General features: G+C 71.5%; 16 protein-coding genes and 1 tRNA gene. 14 read left to right on the top strand and 3 right to left on the bottom strand.

Features of this window, described 5'->3' with window-relative positions:
• From ACN0RJ_RS15565 to ACN0RJ_RS15540, 6 genes are all read left to right on the top strand, one after another.
• Positions 1-1,257, top strand: coding sequence for an aminotransferase class V-fold PLP-dependent enzyme (locus tag ACN0RJ_RS15565; RefSeq protein ID WP_417724839.1), 1,257 nt, complete (start codon positions 1-3; stop codon positions 1,255-1,257).
• Between the two features lie 70 nt (positions 1,258-1,327).
• Complete coding sequence (locus tag ACN0RJ_RS15560) at positions 1,328-2,098, top strand: hypothetical protein (protein WP_417724838.1); 771 nt, start codon at positions 1,328-1,330, stop codon at positions 2,096-2,098.
• Between the two features lie 2 nt (positions 2,099-2,100).
• Positions 2,101-3,111 carry a hypothetical protein gene (locus ACN0RJ_RS15555; RefSeq protein WP_417724837.1) on the top strand — a complete coding sequence of 337 codons (1,011 nt, stop codon included), beginning with the start codon at positions 2,101-2,103 and terminating at the stop codon, positions 3,109-3,111.
• A 76-nt stretch (positions 3,112-3,187) separates the two neighbouring features.
• Positions 3,188-3,946 (top strand): 5-oxoprolinase subunit B family protein, encoded by a 759-nt coding sequence (locus ACN0RJ_RS15550; RefSeq protein WP_417724836.1) that lies wholly within the window; start codon positions 3,188-3,190, stop codon positions 3,944-3,946.
• Positions 3,943-4,962: a biotin-dependent carboxyltransferase family protein gene (locus tag ACN0RJ_RS15545; RefSeq protein WP_417724835.1), complete on the top strand. Its 1,020-nt coding sequence runs from the start codon at positions 3,943-3,945 to the stop codon at positions 4,960-4,962. The genes ACN0RJ_RS15550 and ACN0RJ_RS15545 overlap by 4 nt, the downstream gene beginning before the upstream one ends.
• 26 nt (positions 4,963-4,988) lie before the next feature.
• Positions 4,989-5,765: a LamB/YcsF family protein gene (locus ACN0RJ_RS15540; RefSeq protein WP_417719732.1), complete on the top strand. Its 777-nt coding sequence runs from the start codon at positions 4,989-4,991 to the stop codon at positions 5,763-5,765.
• Positions 5,766-5,805: 40 nt separating this feature from the next.
• Here the strand turns inward: ACN0RJ_RS15540 and ACN0RJ_RS15535 are convergent, their stop codons facing one another.
• Positions 5,806-6,816 carry a zinc ABC transporter substrate-binding protein gene (locus ACN0RJ_RS15535; protein WP_417724834.1) on the bottom strand — a complete coding sequence of 337 codons (1,011 nt, stop codon included), beginning with the start codon at positions 6,814-6,816 and terminating at the stop codon, positions 5,806-5,808.
• 90 nt (positions 6,817-6,906) lie between these two features.
• Here ACN0RJ_RS15535 and ACN0RJ_RS15530 point away from each other — a divergent pair, with 90 nt between their 5' ends.
• From ACN0RJ_RS15530 to ACN0RJ_RS15520, 3 genes are read left to right on the top strand one after another with little or no spacing between them, the layout of a single operon-like run.
• Complete coding sequence (locus tag ACN0RJ_RS15530) at positions 6,907-7,383, top strand: transcriptional repressor (RefSeq protein ID WP_417719730.1); 477 nt, start codon at positions 6,907-6,909, stop codon at positions 7,381-7,383.
• On the top strand, positions 7,380-8,219 hold the full coding sequence (locus ACN0RJ_RS15525; protein ID WP_417724833.1) for an ATP-binding cassette domain-containing protein: 840 nt from the start codon (positions 7,380-7,382) through the stop codon (positions 8,217-8,219). Before ACN0RJ_RS15530 ends, ACN0RJ_RS15525 begins: the two co-directional genes overlap by 4 nt.
• A complete protein-coding gene (locus tag ACN0RJ_RS15520; RefSeq protein ID WP_417719728.1) occupies positions 8,220-9,014 on the top strand; it encodes a metal ABC transporter permease in 795 nt (264 codons plus the stop codon).
• Between the two features lie 95 nt (positions 9,015-9,109).
• On the opposite strand, the gene ACN0RJ_RS15515 is transcribed toward ACN0RJ_RS15520, so the two are convergent.
• Together ACN0RJ_RS15515 and ACN0RJ_RS15510 are read right to left on the bottom strand one after the other, a co-directional pair.
• Positions 9,110-9,565: a CAP domain-containing protein gene (locus ACN0RJ_RS15515; protein ID WP_417724832.1), complete on the bottom strand. Its 456-nt coding sequence runs from the start codon at positions 9,563-9,565 to the stop codon at positions 9,110-9,112.
• 222 nt (positions 9,566-9,787) lie between these two features.
• Positions 9,788-9,871 (bottom strand) — tRNA-Tyr (locus ACN0RJ_RS15510).
• A gap of 129 nt (positions 9,872-10,000) precedes the next feature.
• Here ACN0RJ_RS15510 and rlmB point away from each other — a divergent pair.
• From rlmB to nusB, 5 genes are all read left to right on the top strand, one after another.
• On the top strand, positions 10,001-10,780 hold the full coding sequence (rlmB, locus tag ACN0RJ_RS15505) for a 23S rRNA (guanosine(2251)-2'-O)-methyltransferase RlmB (RefSeq protein ID WP_417724831.1): 780 nt from the start codon (positions 10,001-10,003) through the stop codon (positions 10,778-10,780).
• 113 nt (positions 10,781-10,893) lie between these two features.
• Positions 10,894-11,163 (top strand): hypothetical protein, encoded by a 270-nt coding sequence (locus ACN0RJ_RS15500; RefSeq protein WP_417724830.1) that lies wholly within the window; start codon positions 10,894-10,896, stop codon positions 11,161-11,163.
• A 130-nt stretch (positions 11,164-11,293) separates the two neighbouring features.
• Positions 11,294-12,418: a 3,4-dihydroxy-2-butanone-4-phosphate synthase gene (gene ribB / locus ACN0RJ_RS15495; RefSeq protein WP_417719724.1), complete on the top strand. Its 1,125-nt coding sequence runs from the start codon at positions 11,294-11,296 to the stop codon at positions 12,416-12,418.
• A complete protein-coding gene (locus ACN0RJ_RS15490) occupies positions 12,418-12,969 on the top strand; it encodes a 6,7-dimethyl-8-ribityllumazine synthase (RefSeq protein WP_417719723.1) in 552 nt (183 codons plus the stop codon). The genes ribB and ACN0RJ_RS15490 overlap by 1 nt, the downstream gene beginning before the upstream one ends.
• The gene (gene nusB / locus ACN0RJ_RS15485) at positions 12,966-13,448 is read left to right on the top strand and encodes a transcription antitermination factor NusB (protein ID WP_417719722.1); all 483 of its coding nucleotides are present in this window, start codon (positions 12,966-12,968) and stop codon (positions 13,446-13,448) included. Before ACN0RJ_RS15490 ends, nusB begins: the two co-directional genes overlap by 4 nt.
• Positions 13,449-13,455 lie beyond the last annotated feature (7 nt).

Below are 13,455 nucleotides of genomic sequence, written 5' to 3'. Positions count from 1 at the left end.
ATGACCAAGATCACCCCCGACCTGCTCGCAGGCATCCGCGACCGCTTTGCGCACGTGGAGGAATGCCCCTTCACCGGGCCGCGCATCTTCTTCGAGAATGCCGGGGGCGCCCTGACCCTGAAGTCGGTGGTCGAAACCACCGCGCGCTTTGCCGCGATCCCCGACAACCAGGGCCGCGACAACCCCGCCAGCGCCGCGCTGGGCGAGATCATCGCCAAGGCGCGCGAGGATGCGGCGACCTTCTTCAATGCCCCCGGCGGCAAGATCTTCGTCGGCGAAAGCGGCACCGAGCTGCTGTTCCGCACCATCGCGGACGCCTGCCTCGGCACCGGCCCCGGCATCGTGCTCGGATCGACCCTCGAACATCCCGCCTCGCGCAGCGCCGCCGCGCGCTGGGCCGGGGTCGCGGGCAAGCGTCACGTTCTGGTGCCCCATGACGACGCCACCGGCACCGTCACCGCCGAGGCCTACGCCGCCCACGTGACGCCCGAGGTGCGGGTCGCCACGATCCTGCACACCTCGCCCGTCACCGGCATGGGCATGGACCTGCCCGCCATCGCCGCCGCGATCCGCGCCGTCGCCCCCGATGCCGTCATCATCGTCGACGGCATCCAGCACGCCTGCCACGGCGGCATCGACATCGCGGCCTGCGATGTCGACGGCTACGTGATCTCGCCCTACAAGGTGTTTTCGCGCCACGGTTACGGGCTGGCCTGGGCCTCGGACCGGCTGACCGCGCTGCCGCACGATTCCCTGCTGAACGGACCCGCCGGGAACTGGGAACTCGGCACCCGCGACACCGGCGCCTATGCCACCTTCTCGGACGTGGTCGAATATTTCGAATGGCTCGGCGGCGCGCTGACCGACGCCCCCGACCCCCGCGCCCGGATCGAGGCGGCGGGCAGGGCGATCCACGACCACGAGGCCGCGCTGACCCGCGCCATGCTGCACGGCACCGGCAACCTGCCGGGCCTGGCCGAGATGGAGGGTGTCGGCATCGTCGGCGGTGTCGACAACCCCGCCCGCGAAGGGCTGGTGAGTTTCTGGGTCGCCGGGCGCCCTTCGCCCGAGGTGGTGGCGGCGCTGTCCGACCAGGGCATCCGCGTCCACACCCGCAAGGCCGACCATTATTCGGGCAACGTCCTGGGCCCGCTCGGCCGGGCCGATTGCGTGCGGGTCTCGCTCTGCCACTACAATACCGAAGCCGAGGTCGCCGCCTTTCTCGCGGCGATGAAGCGGATCCTCGACCGCGCCTGACGCGCCGCGTCTGGACAGATCCCGCCTGCCGCGTATCCTGCCCCGGACCCGGAGATCGGAGGCCTGCCGGATGCGCGGCGATCTTGCACTCGTGGCGGGCGTCTGCGCCGCGCTGATCGCCGTCACCGGCGCCTGGCTGACCGCATGGCGGCTGACCGACGGCGCATGGCCGGTCCTCGTCCTGCTCTGGGCCATGATCGCGGCGGCCTCCTTCACGGTCTCCGTCGCGCTGCGCCGCGAGCGGCTGGCCGCCATCCTCCTGCCCGGTTCCCCGCTGTCGCGCTGGCTCCGGGGGCTCGTGATCCCGGCGCTGGGGGCGGCGGGCTTTGCCACCCTCTCCGTGCTGGTGATCCTGCGCCTCGCCACCCTCGCCGCACCGCCCGAACAGGGGCTGATGCTGGCGGCCGTCGCGCTGGCCGCGCTCGCCTGCGCGCGCATCCGGCGGCGGCTCCTGCGTCACATCCTGCCGGGCCATGCCGAATCCTGGTCGGTCGCGCTGGCCACGCTCCTCGCCACCGGCCTCATCGCGCCGCTGCTGTTCTGGCTCAACTGGGCCGGCCTCGCCCATCCGGCGCAACTGCAGGACGCCACCCTTGCCGAAACCTTCGGCATGCTCTCGGAGGACCTCCGCAGCCGCCACGGCCGCCCCTCCGACCCGCTCGGCCCCTTCGTCATGCTCGACGCGATGAAGCTCTGGCTGGCGATCCGGCCGGAGTTCCGGGGCTGGGGCGCGGTGATCTACTGTCTCGATGCGGCGGGCGGCGCCTTTTTCGTCGCGCGCACCGGCGCGCTGCTGGCCGCCGGCCTCCGCCGCCTGCCATTGCCCTTCGTGGAGGATTGACCATGCCGACCGCTTCGCCCCGCGCAACCCCGCCCGACGGATCCCGCAGACGCCTCGCCATCGCGTTCTGGGGGGCGATCGCGCTCTGCGCTGTCGCGACCGTGCTGCTGGCGGTGGTCGGCACTCTGCGCAGCCCGGCTCCGGCCCCGGAGGCGGCAGCGCCCGCCGCGCCCGCGCCGGTGGAATTCGCCTCCGAACAGTTGCAGCGCCTCTTCGGCGGCGCGCTGGACACGGCCGGGCAGGTCATGGTCCCGAATGTCGAGGCGGCGCTCGACCGCATCTATGCGCCGGTCTACGACGCCATCCCGGTCTATGCGGATTTCCACTACTCGGTGCTCGGCGAATATACCGAACTGAGCGAAGCGGCCTTCGGCACGATGTCCGAGGGCCTGAACGAGCGCCTCTATGCCGGGTTCGCGGACCGTTTCGCGACCGAGGCGGCAAAGCTCGATACGCAATTCGCCGCCGCCTTCCGCGAGGCGCTCGGCGCAGGGGTGCAGGCGGAGCTGACCGTGGACGGCGAAATCCTCCCCCTCGGCCGGATGTCCGAGGCGGCGATCACCGACGCGCTCGGCCGCGCCCGCGTCACCGTGCCGGTCGCCGGCCTCGCCGTCGCGCTGACCGGCAGCAAGGCGCTGGCGGCGATCACCGCGGCCATCGGCAAGAAGATCGCGGGCAAGGTCGCGGTCAAGGCGGCGGCCAAGGCGACCGCCAAGGGCACCTCGATCGCGGGCGGCGCCGGGGCAGGGGCGCTGGCCTGCAGCTGGGCCGGGCCCGGCGCGGTGCTCTGCGCGGCCGTGGGCGGCGCCGCCATGTGGTTCGCCGCCGACGCGCTGATCGTCAACCTCGACGAATATTTCAACCGGGACGAATTCGAGGCCGAACTGCGCCTCCTCGTCGACGAGGACAAGGCCGCCAAGCACGCGGCGCTGACCGCCGGCCTCGCGGAAAAGGTGGTGGCGATGTCGGAGTCCTTCACCATGCAGGACCTCGCGACCGGCTCCCCGGACTGAGCGGGGCGCGGCTTTGTGCCCTCCCGATGTACGGGAGGAGTTGCAACTGCCCCGGACGTCGGGAAAACTCCGCCCGATGAAGATAGAGACACCCACGGCCCCGTCCGCCGAGACCTATCCCCTGATCCGCAGCGTCGGCATCGACGGCCTGCTGGTCAGTTTCGGCCCCGGCCTGTCCGAGCCCGCCAACCGCGCCGCGCTGGCCTTCCGCGCCGCGCTGGAGCGCGAGGCGTGGGACGGCGTCGAGGAGACCTCCTCCTCGCTGGTATCGGCCTACCTGCGCTTCGACCCGCTGCACCTGTCCCATGCCGCCCTGCGCGCCAGGCTCGACGTGCTGATCGCCGCGCAGGACTGGCTGCAGGCCGAGCTGCCGCGCGGGCGCAGCCTGCACCGCATTCCCACGGTCTACGGCGGCGCGCTCGGCCCGCAGCTTGCCGAGGCGGCAGCCGTCGCCGGGATGACCGAGGCCGAGGCGCGCGCCTCCCTGTCCTCGGCGCGGGTGCGGGTGACGGCGCTGGGCTTCGCGCCCGGCCAGCCCTATCTCGGCCAGCTCCCCGAGGCCTGGAACATTCCCCGCCAGCAGGCGCTGACCCCGCAGGTTCCCAAGGGCGCGCTGGTGCTTGCGATCCGCCAGTTCGTCATCTTCTCGGTCACCGCGCCGACCGGCTGGCGCCATGTCGGGCGGACCGCCGCGCCGCTGTTCCGTCTGGGGCACGACCGGCCGTTCCTGCTCGCTCCCGGGGACGAGGTGATCTTTCCAGAGGCGCCCGAAGACAGCTTCCCGGCGTTGCAGGCCGATCCCGACGGCGGCTGCACCCGCGAGGCGCTGTCATGAGCGCCGAACTCGTCGTGCACCGCGCCGGGCCGCAGCTCAGCCTGCAGGACCGCGGGCGGCCGGGCTGGATCACGCAGGGCCTGTCGCGGGGCGGGGCGATGGACCGCCTCGCGCTGGCCGAGGGCGAGGCGCTGCTCGGCCACGGACCGCAGGCGGCGCTCGAGATGGGCGGCATGGGCGGTCTCTTCGAGGCGACGCATCCGGTGCGGATCGCGCTCACCGGGGCGCCGATGCGCGCGAGCGTCGACGGCGCGCCCGTCGCCTGGAACGCCTCCCACGCGCTGCCGGCGGGGGCGCGGCTCGACATCGGGCCGGTCACGGCGGGGGCCTACGGATACCTGCATGTCGGCGGCGGCTTCGACGGGCCGGAGCTGCTCGGCGCGCGCTCGGCGCACCTGACCGCCGGCCTCGGCGCGCGGATCGAGGCGGGCGCCCGCCTGCCGCTGCGGCCCGATCGCGCCACCGCCACCGGCACCAACCGCAAACTGCGGGTCGACGACCGCTTCCGCGGCGGCACCCTGCGCATCGTGCCCAGCCTGCAGACCGGCTTCTTTCCCGAAGACCAGCGCGACCGCCTCGGCAGCGAGGGCTTCACCCGCGACAACCGCGCCAACCGCATGGGGGTGAAGGTCGTCCCCGACGGCGCGGGCTACGGGGTCGAGGGCGGGCTCTCGGTGGTCTCCGAGGTGATCTCGCCCGGCGACATCCAGATCACCGGCGACGGCGCGCCCTTCGTGCTGCTGGCCGAATGCCAGACCACCGGCGGCTACCCGCGCCTTGCCACGGTGATTCCGGCGGACCTGCCGCGAATCGCCCAGGCCCCGGCGGGGGCGCGGCTGGCCTTCCGCTTCGTGACCCTCGACCAGGCGCTCGAGGCCGAGGCCGCCCACCGCCGCGCCCTCGGGGAGCTTCCCCGGCGCGTCGAGGCGCTGATCCGCGATCCCGCCGACGTGCCCGACCTGCTGGGTCACAAGCTCGTCAGCGGCTTTTCCGACGGCGAACACCACGATCACTGACAGGACAGACGAGACAAGGAGACAACATGCCGAGCGTCGATCTCAACGCGGACATGGGCGAAAGCTTCGGACCCTGGGTGATGGGCCAGGACGAGGCGCTGCTCAAGGTCATCACTTCGGCCAACATCGCCTGCGGCATGCATGCGGGCGACTGGGACGTGATGGCGGCAACGCTGCGCACGGCCGTGGCACAGGGCACCGGGATCGGCGCGCATCCGGGATTTCCCGACCTCCAGGGCTTCGGCCGGCGGCGCATGGACATGCCGCGCGACAGCCTGCGCAACCTCGTCGCCTACCAGCTCGGCGCGGCGCAGGCGATGGCGCGCATCGCGGGCGGCGCGGTGCGCCATCTCAAGCTGCACGGCGCGCTGGCCAACATGTGCGCCGAGGATGCGGAACTGGCCCGCGCGGCCTACGACGGCGCGCTCGGGGTCGATCCCGACATCATCGTGATGGTGCTCGCCGGCACCCGCCAGCAGGAGGCGGTCGAGGCGCTGGGCTGCCGCTGGGCCGGAGAGATCTTCTCCGACCGCGCCTACAACGACGACGCCACGCTGGTCGACCGCCGCCTGCCCGGCGCGGTGATCCACGATGCCGCCCGCGCTGCCGAACGCATGGTCCGCATGGTCGAGGCCGGGGCGATCATCACCGAAAGCGGCCGCCGCATCCCCGCCGCCGTCGACACGATCTGCCTGCACGGCGACGGCAAGACCGCGCTGCAGATCGCCCGCGAGGTGCGCGTCGCGCTAGAGGTCTCGGGCGTGACCCTGCAGGTGTTCGAAGGCCGCACGGGCCGGGCCTGACCCCCGCCCGCGCGGCGCCCGTCCCGGACCGGCGCGCGGCTCAGGGCGCGGCGCATTCCGCGATTCGGCCGGAGAGGTCGTCGATCAGCGCCGGGTAGAAGGCCGCGCCCGCGGGCAGGGCGCTGCCCAGCGGGTCCAGCTCGGCCACGCGGATGCCGGTGCTCTCGGACACCGCCGCGATCAGGCGCGGGTCGAACTGCGGCTCGGCAAAGACGCAGTCGGCGCCGGTCGCCGCGATGGCATCGCGCAGCGCGGCCAGCCGGGCCGGGCTGGGGGCGGTCGCATCCGACATCTGCACCGCGCCCAGCACGGTCAGCCCGAGCGATCGTTCGAGGTACTGGTAGGCATCGTGAAACACCACGAAGCGGCTGCCGGCAAGCGGCTCCAGCCGCGCCCGCGCCCGCGCCATCGCCGCGTCGATCTCCGCCCCCGCCGTCGCGGCATTCCCGCGATAGGTGGCGGCATTCTCCGGGTCCGCCTCCGCCAGCGCCTCGGCAATCGCCGTCAGCCAGAGCCGGGCATTCTGCGGCGCCAGCCACATGTGCGGGTCGAGCCCGTCGTGATGGTGCCCGTGATCGTCATGCCCGTGATCGTCGTGGTCGTCATGCGCCGCGTGGTCCTGCCCGGCGTGGTCATCGTGGTCGTCATGCCCCCCGTGCCCGCCATGATCGTCCCCGCCGTCCTGCGCCGCGTCCGCTCCGGCAAACACCGCCTCCTCGCGCATGTCGAGCACCAGCGTCCCCGGCAGGCCGGACAGGTCGAGCACCGTCGCGCCGGCGCTGAGCGCGGCGATGCTCTTGCCGATGCCGGGGGTCAGCGCCTCGCCCACCCGGACCACGAGGTCGGCATTCTGCAGCGCCCGCGCATCCGACGGCTTCAGCGCGAAGTGATGCGGCGAGGCTCCGGCGGGCACCAGCAGATCCGGCGCCCCCAGCCCGCCCATGACCGAGGCGACAAGCCCCTGCACGGGCGGGATGTCGGCGACCACGCGCGGCACTTCGGCGTGAAGCGGCGCGGCGGCGAGGAGGGCAAGCAGCAGGGGGCGCATCATGGGAGGGGGTTCCTGTTATAGTATAACGTTCGCAGGAGGCTTGATAGCCGGGATGATATAACATATCAACCCCTGAAAGGAGCCGACCGCATGGACACGCTGGGATTTGCCCGCCACGATCACGACGCCTGCATCGCCCAGGCCCTCGCCACCGCCGAGGAATCCTGCGCCGCGCAGGCGCTGCAATTCACCCCGCAGCGGCGGCGGATGCTTGAAATCCTGCTGCAGGAACACCGCGCCATGGGGGCCTACGAACTGCTCGACGTGCTGCGGGCCGAAGGCCAGGGCGCGCAGCCGCCCACCGTCTACCGGGCGCTGGATTTCCTCGTGGCGCACGGTTTCGCGCACAAGATCGAACGGCTGAACGCCTTCGTCGCCTGCGCCCACCCCGGCGAACGCCACGCGCCAGCCTTCCTCGTCTGCCGCTCCTGCAAGGCGGTGGCCGAGATGCCCTCGCGCCGCATCGCCGAGGCGGTGCGCGAGGCGTCGGCCGGTCTTGCCTTCGTGCTCGACCGGATCGTGGTCGAGGCCGAAGGCCTCTGCCCGCGCTGCGCGGAGGCCGCATGAGCCTCATCGCCGCCACCGGGCTGAGCGTGAGCTTCGGCGCGCAACCGGTTCTGAGCGGGGTGGATTTCCACGTCGACCCCGCCGAGATCGTGACCATCGTCGGCCCCAACGGCTCGGGCAAGTCGACCCTGCTGCGCAGCCTCGCGGGGGCCATCGTGCCGCAGGCGGGCGAGGTGCGGCGCAAGCCGGGGCTGCGGGTCGGATACGTGCCGCAGAAGCTGCAGATCGACCCGACCCTGCCGATGACCGTCAACCGCTTCCTGTCGCTGCCGCAGCGCGTCGGGCGCGACGACCGCCGCGCCGCGCTGGTCGAGGCGGGGGCCGAGACGCTGGGCAACCGCCCCATGGCCGCGCTCTCCGGCGGGCAGTTCCAGCGCGTCCTGCTGGCCCGCGCGCTGCTGTCGCGCCCCGAGCTGCTGCTGCTCGACGAGCCGACGCAGGGGCTCGACCAGCCGGGCTCCGCGGCCTTCTACCGCCAGATCGAACACATCCGGGGCCATCTCGGCTGCGCGGTGGTCATGGTCAGCCACGAACTCCACGTGGTGATGAGCGCCTCCGACCGCGTCGTCTGCCTCAACGGGCATGTCTGCTGCGAGGGCCATCCCGAAAGCGTCTCCCGCGCGGCGGAATACCGTGCGCTCTTCGGCACCGGCACCCACGGGGCGCTGGCGCTCTACCGCCACGAACACGATCACGCCCACCACCACGGCCACGGACATGACCACGGTCATGACCACGGACATGACCACGACCACGGCCATGCGCAGGGGCATGACCACGGCCATGCCCACCCTCACCCCCACGACCACGACCACGATCAGCCGGAGCGGACCTGAATGCTCGACGATTTCCTGACCCGCGCGGCGCTCGCCGGGCTCGGCCTGTCGCTGGCCGCGGCGCCGCTCGGCTGTTTCGTGGCCTGGCGCCGCATGGCCTATTTCGGCGATGCCACCGCCCATGCGGCGATCCTCGGCGTGGCGCTGTCGCTGGCGCTGTCGCTGCCGGTGGTCGCGGGCACGCTTGTGGTGTCGCTGGTCATGGCGCTGGTGGTGTCGGGGCTGACCGGCAGGGGACTCGCCATCGACACGCTGCTCGGGGTGCTCGCGCATGGCGCGCTGGCCTTCGGCCTCGTGGCGATCACCTTCGTGGACGGGGTGCGCGTCGACCTCACCGCCTATCTCTTCGGGGATATCCTCGCCGTGACCCGCACCGACCTCGCGGTGATCTGGGGCGGCGCGGCGCTGGTCACGGGGCTGATCGCCTGGCGCTGGCAGGCGCTGCTGACGGCGACCGTCTCGCCCGACCTGGCCTGGGCCTCCGGCCTCGACCCGAAGCGCGAGCAACTGGTGCTGACCCTGGCGCTTGCCGTCACCGTGGCCGTGGCGATCAAGGTCGTCGGGGCGCTGCTGATCGGGGCCATGCTGCTGATCCCCGCCGCCGCCGCCCGTCCGCTGGCGCGCAGCCCCGAGGCCATGGCCGTCATCGCGGCCGTGCTCGGCGCGGTCTCGGCGCTGGGCGGGCTCTGGGGCGCCTTCCTGTTCGACACGCCCGCCGGCCCCTCCATCGTCTGCGCCGCCACGCTGGCCTTTGCGCTGACCAACCTGCTCTCGCGCCTGCGCGCCGGGGACTGAAGGCTCCCCTCACGCGCCCTATTCGAAAGCGCCCACACGCGGGCCTCTTCCGCGCTCCGTCACCACGGGAGGGACGGTCACTCTGCGGACCCCGCTCAGCAGGGCTGCGCGACGATCAGCACCCAGTAGCCGCCCTTGCCATGCGCGAGCCCGTATTCGCTGACATCGCCGCGCAGCATCGCCCAGTTGTGGCTTTGCGAGGTCCGCCAAGCCGCCACCGCCTGCCGCTCGGTGGCGAGCCCCTTGCCGAGATTCTCGGACACTTCGCACCAGCCGTAGCCCTGCGCCGTGACCCGCTCCCCCACGAGGGAGCCGTCGGTGCCGTCATGGCCGAAAAAGCCGTTGCGCATCATGTCCCGCATGTGCGCGCGCGCGGCGGCGGTCAGCCGGGGGTTCGGGCTCAGCTTTTTCAGCCCCTTGCTCGCGCGGTACTGGTTGAAGGTCATGTTGCCCGAGATATCGGCCAGCGACACCGCCCGGACCGGGTTTTCGGCAACCGCCCCGGTGCAGGCGGTGGTGGCGAGAAGGGCGGCGATCATCAGGGCTTTCATGGGCTCTCCGGCAGTCTGGGGCCGCGGTGCGGCCGCGGGTTCGGGATGCATGTAGGGCAGGGGCGCGGCAAATGGCACGGGGGATCGGGAAAATCGCCCGCCATCGGCAAGGATCGCCCGCCGGGCCGCCCGATCCCGGCGGCATTTCGCCGGTTCCGCGGCGCGGGTCACTGCCGCGCGGACAGCATCCCGGAACGGGTGCGGAGATATGCGGAGGGAAAGTGGTGGGCGACCCTGGAATCGAACCAGGCGTGCGTCTCCGCGAGGGAGTTACAGTCCCCTGCCACACCTTGCGGCCTGTCGCCCACTTTCCGCCGGTCGCCCGGCGTGGTCGGCTGATTACATGCGGTCCATATGGCCGTCAACAGGAAATTCCCTTGCGGATGCATCCTCGTCAGGGCAAGGAAACCGGACCTTTCAGGAAAGGCGCGGACCATGGTCAAGAAACCGAAATGGGTGGTGGAGAAGGAACAGGCCCGCAAGGCCCGGGCCGCCGAAACCGTCTGGCTGTTCGGCCATCACGCGGTGCGCGACGCGCTGCTCAACCCGCGCCGGGAAAAGCTGCAGCTGATCGTCACGCCCAATGCGCTGATCAAGCTCGAGGAGGCCGTCGCCGCCGCCGGCATCACCCCCGAGGTGCGCGACCCCCGGAAATTCGATGCCCCGCTCGACCCGCAATCGGTCCACCAGGGCGTGGCGCTCGAGGTGCGGCCGCTCGACTGGGGCAAGCTGGACGAGGTCGCGCTCGGCGACGGCACGCGGCCGCCGCGCGTCGTGCTGCTGGATCGCGTGACCGACCCGCACAACGTCGGTGCCATCCTGCGCTCGGCCGAGGTCTTCGGCGCGCAGGCGGTGATCGGCACCATCCACCACGCCGCGCCCGAAACCGGGGCGCTGGCCAAGACCGCCTCGGGCGCGCTCGAACGCCAGCCCTACCTGCGCGAACGCAACCTCGCCGACACCATCGTCGCGCTGCAGGCGATGGGCTACATCGTGCTCGGCCTCGACGGCGAGGCGGAGCAGACCATCGAAACCGCGCTGGCGGAGAGGCGCGACCGCGCCGTCGCGCTGGTGCTCGGCGCCGAGGGGCCGGGCCTGCGGCAGAAGACCAGGGACACCGTGGACCAGCTCGTCCGCATCGACTTCCCCGGCGGCTTCGGCTCGCTCAACGTCTCCAACGCCGCCGCCGTCGCGCTCTACGCCGCGCGCCCCTGACCGCAGCGGGCGGGCGGCAGCACGGGGGAGGGGCCGGCGGCACGGACTCCGCCCCCGACGCAGCCGACCCGGCCGCGTTTGAAATCCCCGCCGACGCCCCCCATATCGCCGACATGTCCCATACCACCAAGATCGCCACCTGCTGCTACTGCGGCGCCCGTACCGCGCTGGTGCTCGACGCCGGGCGCCACGAGCTCGCCTGCGCCTCCTGCGGCGCGCCGCTGCACGCGCTCAAGATGCTGCGCGCCGACCGGCCCGCCCCGCGCCGCGCGGCCCCGCCCGACCCGCGCCCGCGCAAGGCGAAAAAGGTGAAACGCAGGAAGACCCTCGGGCGCAAGGCCGCAAAGGGCCTGTTCGACCTGCTCGACGACCTCTTCGACTGAGCCGCCTCCCGGCCCGTTCCGGCCCGCAATGTCCCGATGCAGCCCGCCCCGGCGGTGCATCGACCAAAACCGCCCTAGCCATTTCCGCGCACATCTCTTATTTCGCAGGAACGAACAGGCGAGAGGCACCATGCAGGATTACGAAACCCCCGGTCCGGTCGAAGGCGACTGGAAAGATGCCATCTCCTCGGTGGAGGAAATCATCGAGGATGCCCGCAACGGCCGCATGTTCATCCTGGTGGACCATGAGGACCGCGAGAACGAGGGCGATCTCGTCATTCCCGCGCAATGGGCCACCCCCGACGCGATCAACTTCATGGCCACGCACGGGCGCGGGCTGATCTGCCTGTCGATGACCTCGCAGCGCATCGACCAGCTCGGCCTGCACCTCATGTCGATCAACAATTCCTCGCGCCACGAGACCGCCTTCACGATCTCGATCGAGGCCCGCGAAGGCGTGACCACCGGCATCTCCGCCGCCGACCGCGCCAAGACCATCGCCGTCGCCATCGACGCCTCCAAGGGGGCGGCGGACATCGCGACCCCGGGCCACGTCTTTCCGCTGCGCGCCAAGGACGGCGGCGTGCTGGTGCGCGCCGGCCATACCGAGGCGGCGGTGGATGTCGCCCGCCTTGCCGGGCTCAACCCCGCCGGCGTGATCTGCGAGATCATGAACGAGGACGGCACCATGTCGCGCCTTCCCGAACTGGTCGCCTTCGCGCAGCGCCACAATCTCAAGATCGGCACCATCTCCGACCTGATCGCCTACAGGCGCCGCAACGACAATCTCGTGCGCGTCAACAAGCACGAGACGGTGACCTCCGAATTCGGCGGCGACTGGGACATGCGGATCTATACCGACACCACCCACGGCGACGAACACATCGTGCTCAGCCGGGGCGACATCACCACCCCCGAACCGGTGCTGGTGCGGATGCACGCGATGGACCCGATGCACGACATCGTCGGCACCGGCCCCTCCGGGCGGGCGGATGAATTCCGCAACGCCATGCAGGCCGTCGCGGACGAGGGCAGGGGGGTCGTCGTGCTGCTGCGCGACACCTCGATGAAGCTGGACGTCGGCGACGAGGTGTCGCCCAAGACGCTGCGCCAGTACGGGCTCGGGGCGCAGATCCTGTCCTCGCTCGGCCTGTCGCGGCTGATCCTTCTCACCAACTCCCCGACCCCCAAGGTGGTCGGCCTCGATGCCTACGGGCTCGAGATCACCGGAACGCGCAGGATCGGAGACCGCTGATGGCGATGAACGAAGAGCACCACACGCTCGCCCGCCCGGAGTTCGACAAGCCGGTGAAGATCCTCATCGTCGTCGCGCCCTATTACAAGCAGATCGCCGCCGAACTGGTCGCCGGCGCCCGGGCCGAGATCGAGGCCGCCGGCGGCACCCACGAGCTGGTCGAGGTGCCCGGCGCGCTCGAGGTGCCGACCGCCATCGGGATCGCCGAACGCATGTCGAATTTCGACGGCTACGTGGCGCTCGGCTGCGTGATCCGCGGCGAGACGACCCATTACGACACGGTCTGCAACGACAGCTCGCGCGCCCTCACGCTGCTCGGGCTGCAGGGGCTGTGCATCGGCAACGGAATCCTCACGGTCGAGACCTACGATCAGGCCCGTGTCCGCGCCGAATCGGCGGGCCAGAACAAGGGCGGCGGCGCGGCCGCGGCGGCCTTGCATCTGATCGCGCTCACCCGTAGGTGGGGCGGCGCCCGCTCCGGGGTGGGATTCGTGCCCGCCCGTGACGAGATTCAGCTCGCGGGCGGTTCCAAGGGAAAAGACACCGCATGACCACGCCCGCCGCCCCCTCCGGCAATCAGAAACGCCGGATGAAATCCGCCTCGCGGCTCTATGCCGTGATGGCGCTGTACCAGATGGAGGTGTCCGGCCAGACCGTCGAGAAGGTGCAGCACGAATTCGTCGATCACCGCTTCGGCGCCGAGATCGAGGAAGGCGTGGAGATGGTCGAGGGCGACATCACCCTGTTCGGCAAGATCACCGCCGATGCGGTGAACTGGCAGGCGAAGATCGACCAGATGACCGACCGCGCCCTCGTCGCCAAGTGGCCCATCGCCCGCATCGACACCACCCTGCGCGCGCTGTTCCGCGCCGCCGGGGCGGAACTGGTCGGCAGCGACACCCCGCCGCGCGTGGTCATCACCGAATACGTCGACGTCGCCCGCGCCTTCTTCCCCGAGGGCAAGGAGCCGAGCTTCGTCAACGCCGTGCTCGACCACATGGCCCGCGAGGCACGCCCCGAAGCCTTCTGAGCCGCCC

Origin of the sequence: Salipiger sp. (assembly GCF_048261495.1) — a bacterium.
Classification (GTDB): Bacteria; Pseudomonadota; Alphaproteobacteria; order Rhodobacterales; family Rhodobacteraceae; genus Salipiger.
Note: the sequence above shows the minus strand (reverse complement) of the source record. Positions and strands in the feature narration are given on the sequence as shown.

Bases quoted from the DNA above. Each gene is read 5' to 3' on its own strand.
- nusB (WP_417719722.1), top strand. From the start codon at position 12,966: ATGACCACGCCCGCCGCCCCCTCCGGCAATCAGAAACGCCGGATGAAA.
- ACN0RJ_RS15525 (WP_417724833.1), top strand. From the start codon at position 7,380: ATGAGCCTCATCGCCGCCACCGGGCTGAGCGTGAGCTTCGGCGCGCAA.
- ACN0RJ_RS15520 (WP_417719728.1), top strand. From the start codon at position 8,220: ATGCTCGACGATTTCCTGACCCGCGCGGCGCTCGCCGGGCTCGGCCTG.
- rlmB (WP_417724831.1), top strand. From the start codon at position 10,001: ATGGTCAAGAAACCGAAATGGGTGGTGGAGAAGGAACAGGCCCGCAAG.
- ACN0RJ_RS15545 (WP_417724835.1), top strand. From the start codon at position 3,943: ATGAGCGCCGAACTCGTCGTGCACCGCGCCGGGCCGCAGCTCAGCCTG.
- ACN0RJ_RS15565 (WP_417724839.1), top strand. From the start codon at position 1: ATGACCAAGATCACCCCCGACCTGCTCGCAGGCATCCGCGACCGCTTT.
- ACN0RJ_RS15490 (WP_417719723.1), top strand. From the start codon at position 12,418: ATGGCGATGAACGAAGAGCACCACACGCTCGCCCGCCCGGAGTTCGAC.
- ACN0RJ_RS15515 (WP_417724832.1), bottom strand. From the start codon at position 9,565: ATGAAAGCCCTGATGATCGCCGCCCTTCTCGCCACCACCGCCTGCACC.
- ribB (WP_417719724.1), top strand. From the start codon at position 11,294: ATGCAGGATTACGAAACCCCCGGTCCGGTCGAAGGCGACTGGAAAGAT.
- ACN0RJ_RS15535 (WP_417724834.1), bottom strand. From the start codon at position 6,816: ATGATGCGCCCCCTGCTGCTTGCCCTCCTCGCCGCCGCGCCGCTTCAC.
- ACN0RJ_RS15555 (WP_417724837.1), top strand. From the start codon at position 2,101: ATGCCGACCGCTTCGCCCCGCGCAACCCCGCCCGACGGATCCCGCAGA.
- ACN0RJ_RS15560 (WP_417724838.1), top strand. From the start codon at position 1,328: ATGCGCGGCGATCTTGCACTCGTGGCGGGCGTCTGCGCCGCGCTGATC.
- ACN0RJ_RS15500 (WP_417724830.1), top strand. From the start codon at position 10,894: ATGTCCCATACCACCAAGATCGCCACCTGCTGCTACTGCGGCGCCCGT.
- ACN0RJ_RS15530 (WP_417719730.1), top strand. From the start codon at position 6,907: ATGGACACGCTGGGATTTGCCCGCCACGATCACGACGCCTGCATCGCC.
- ACN0RJ_RS15540 (WP_417719732.1), top strand. From the start codon at position 4,989: ATGCCGAGCGTCGATCTCAACGCGGACATGGGCGAAAGCTTCGGACCC.
- ACN0RJ_RS15550 (WP_417724836.1), top strand. From the start codon at position 3,188: ATGAAGATAGAGACACCCACGGCCCCGTCCGCCGAGACCTATCCCCTG.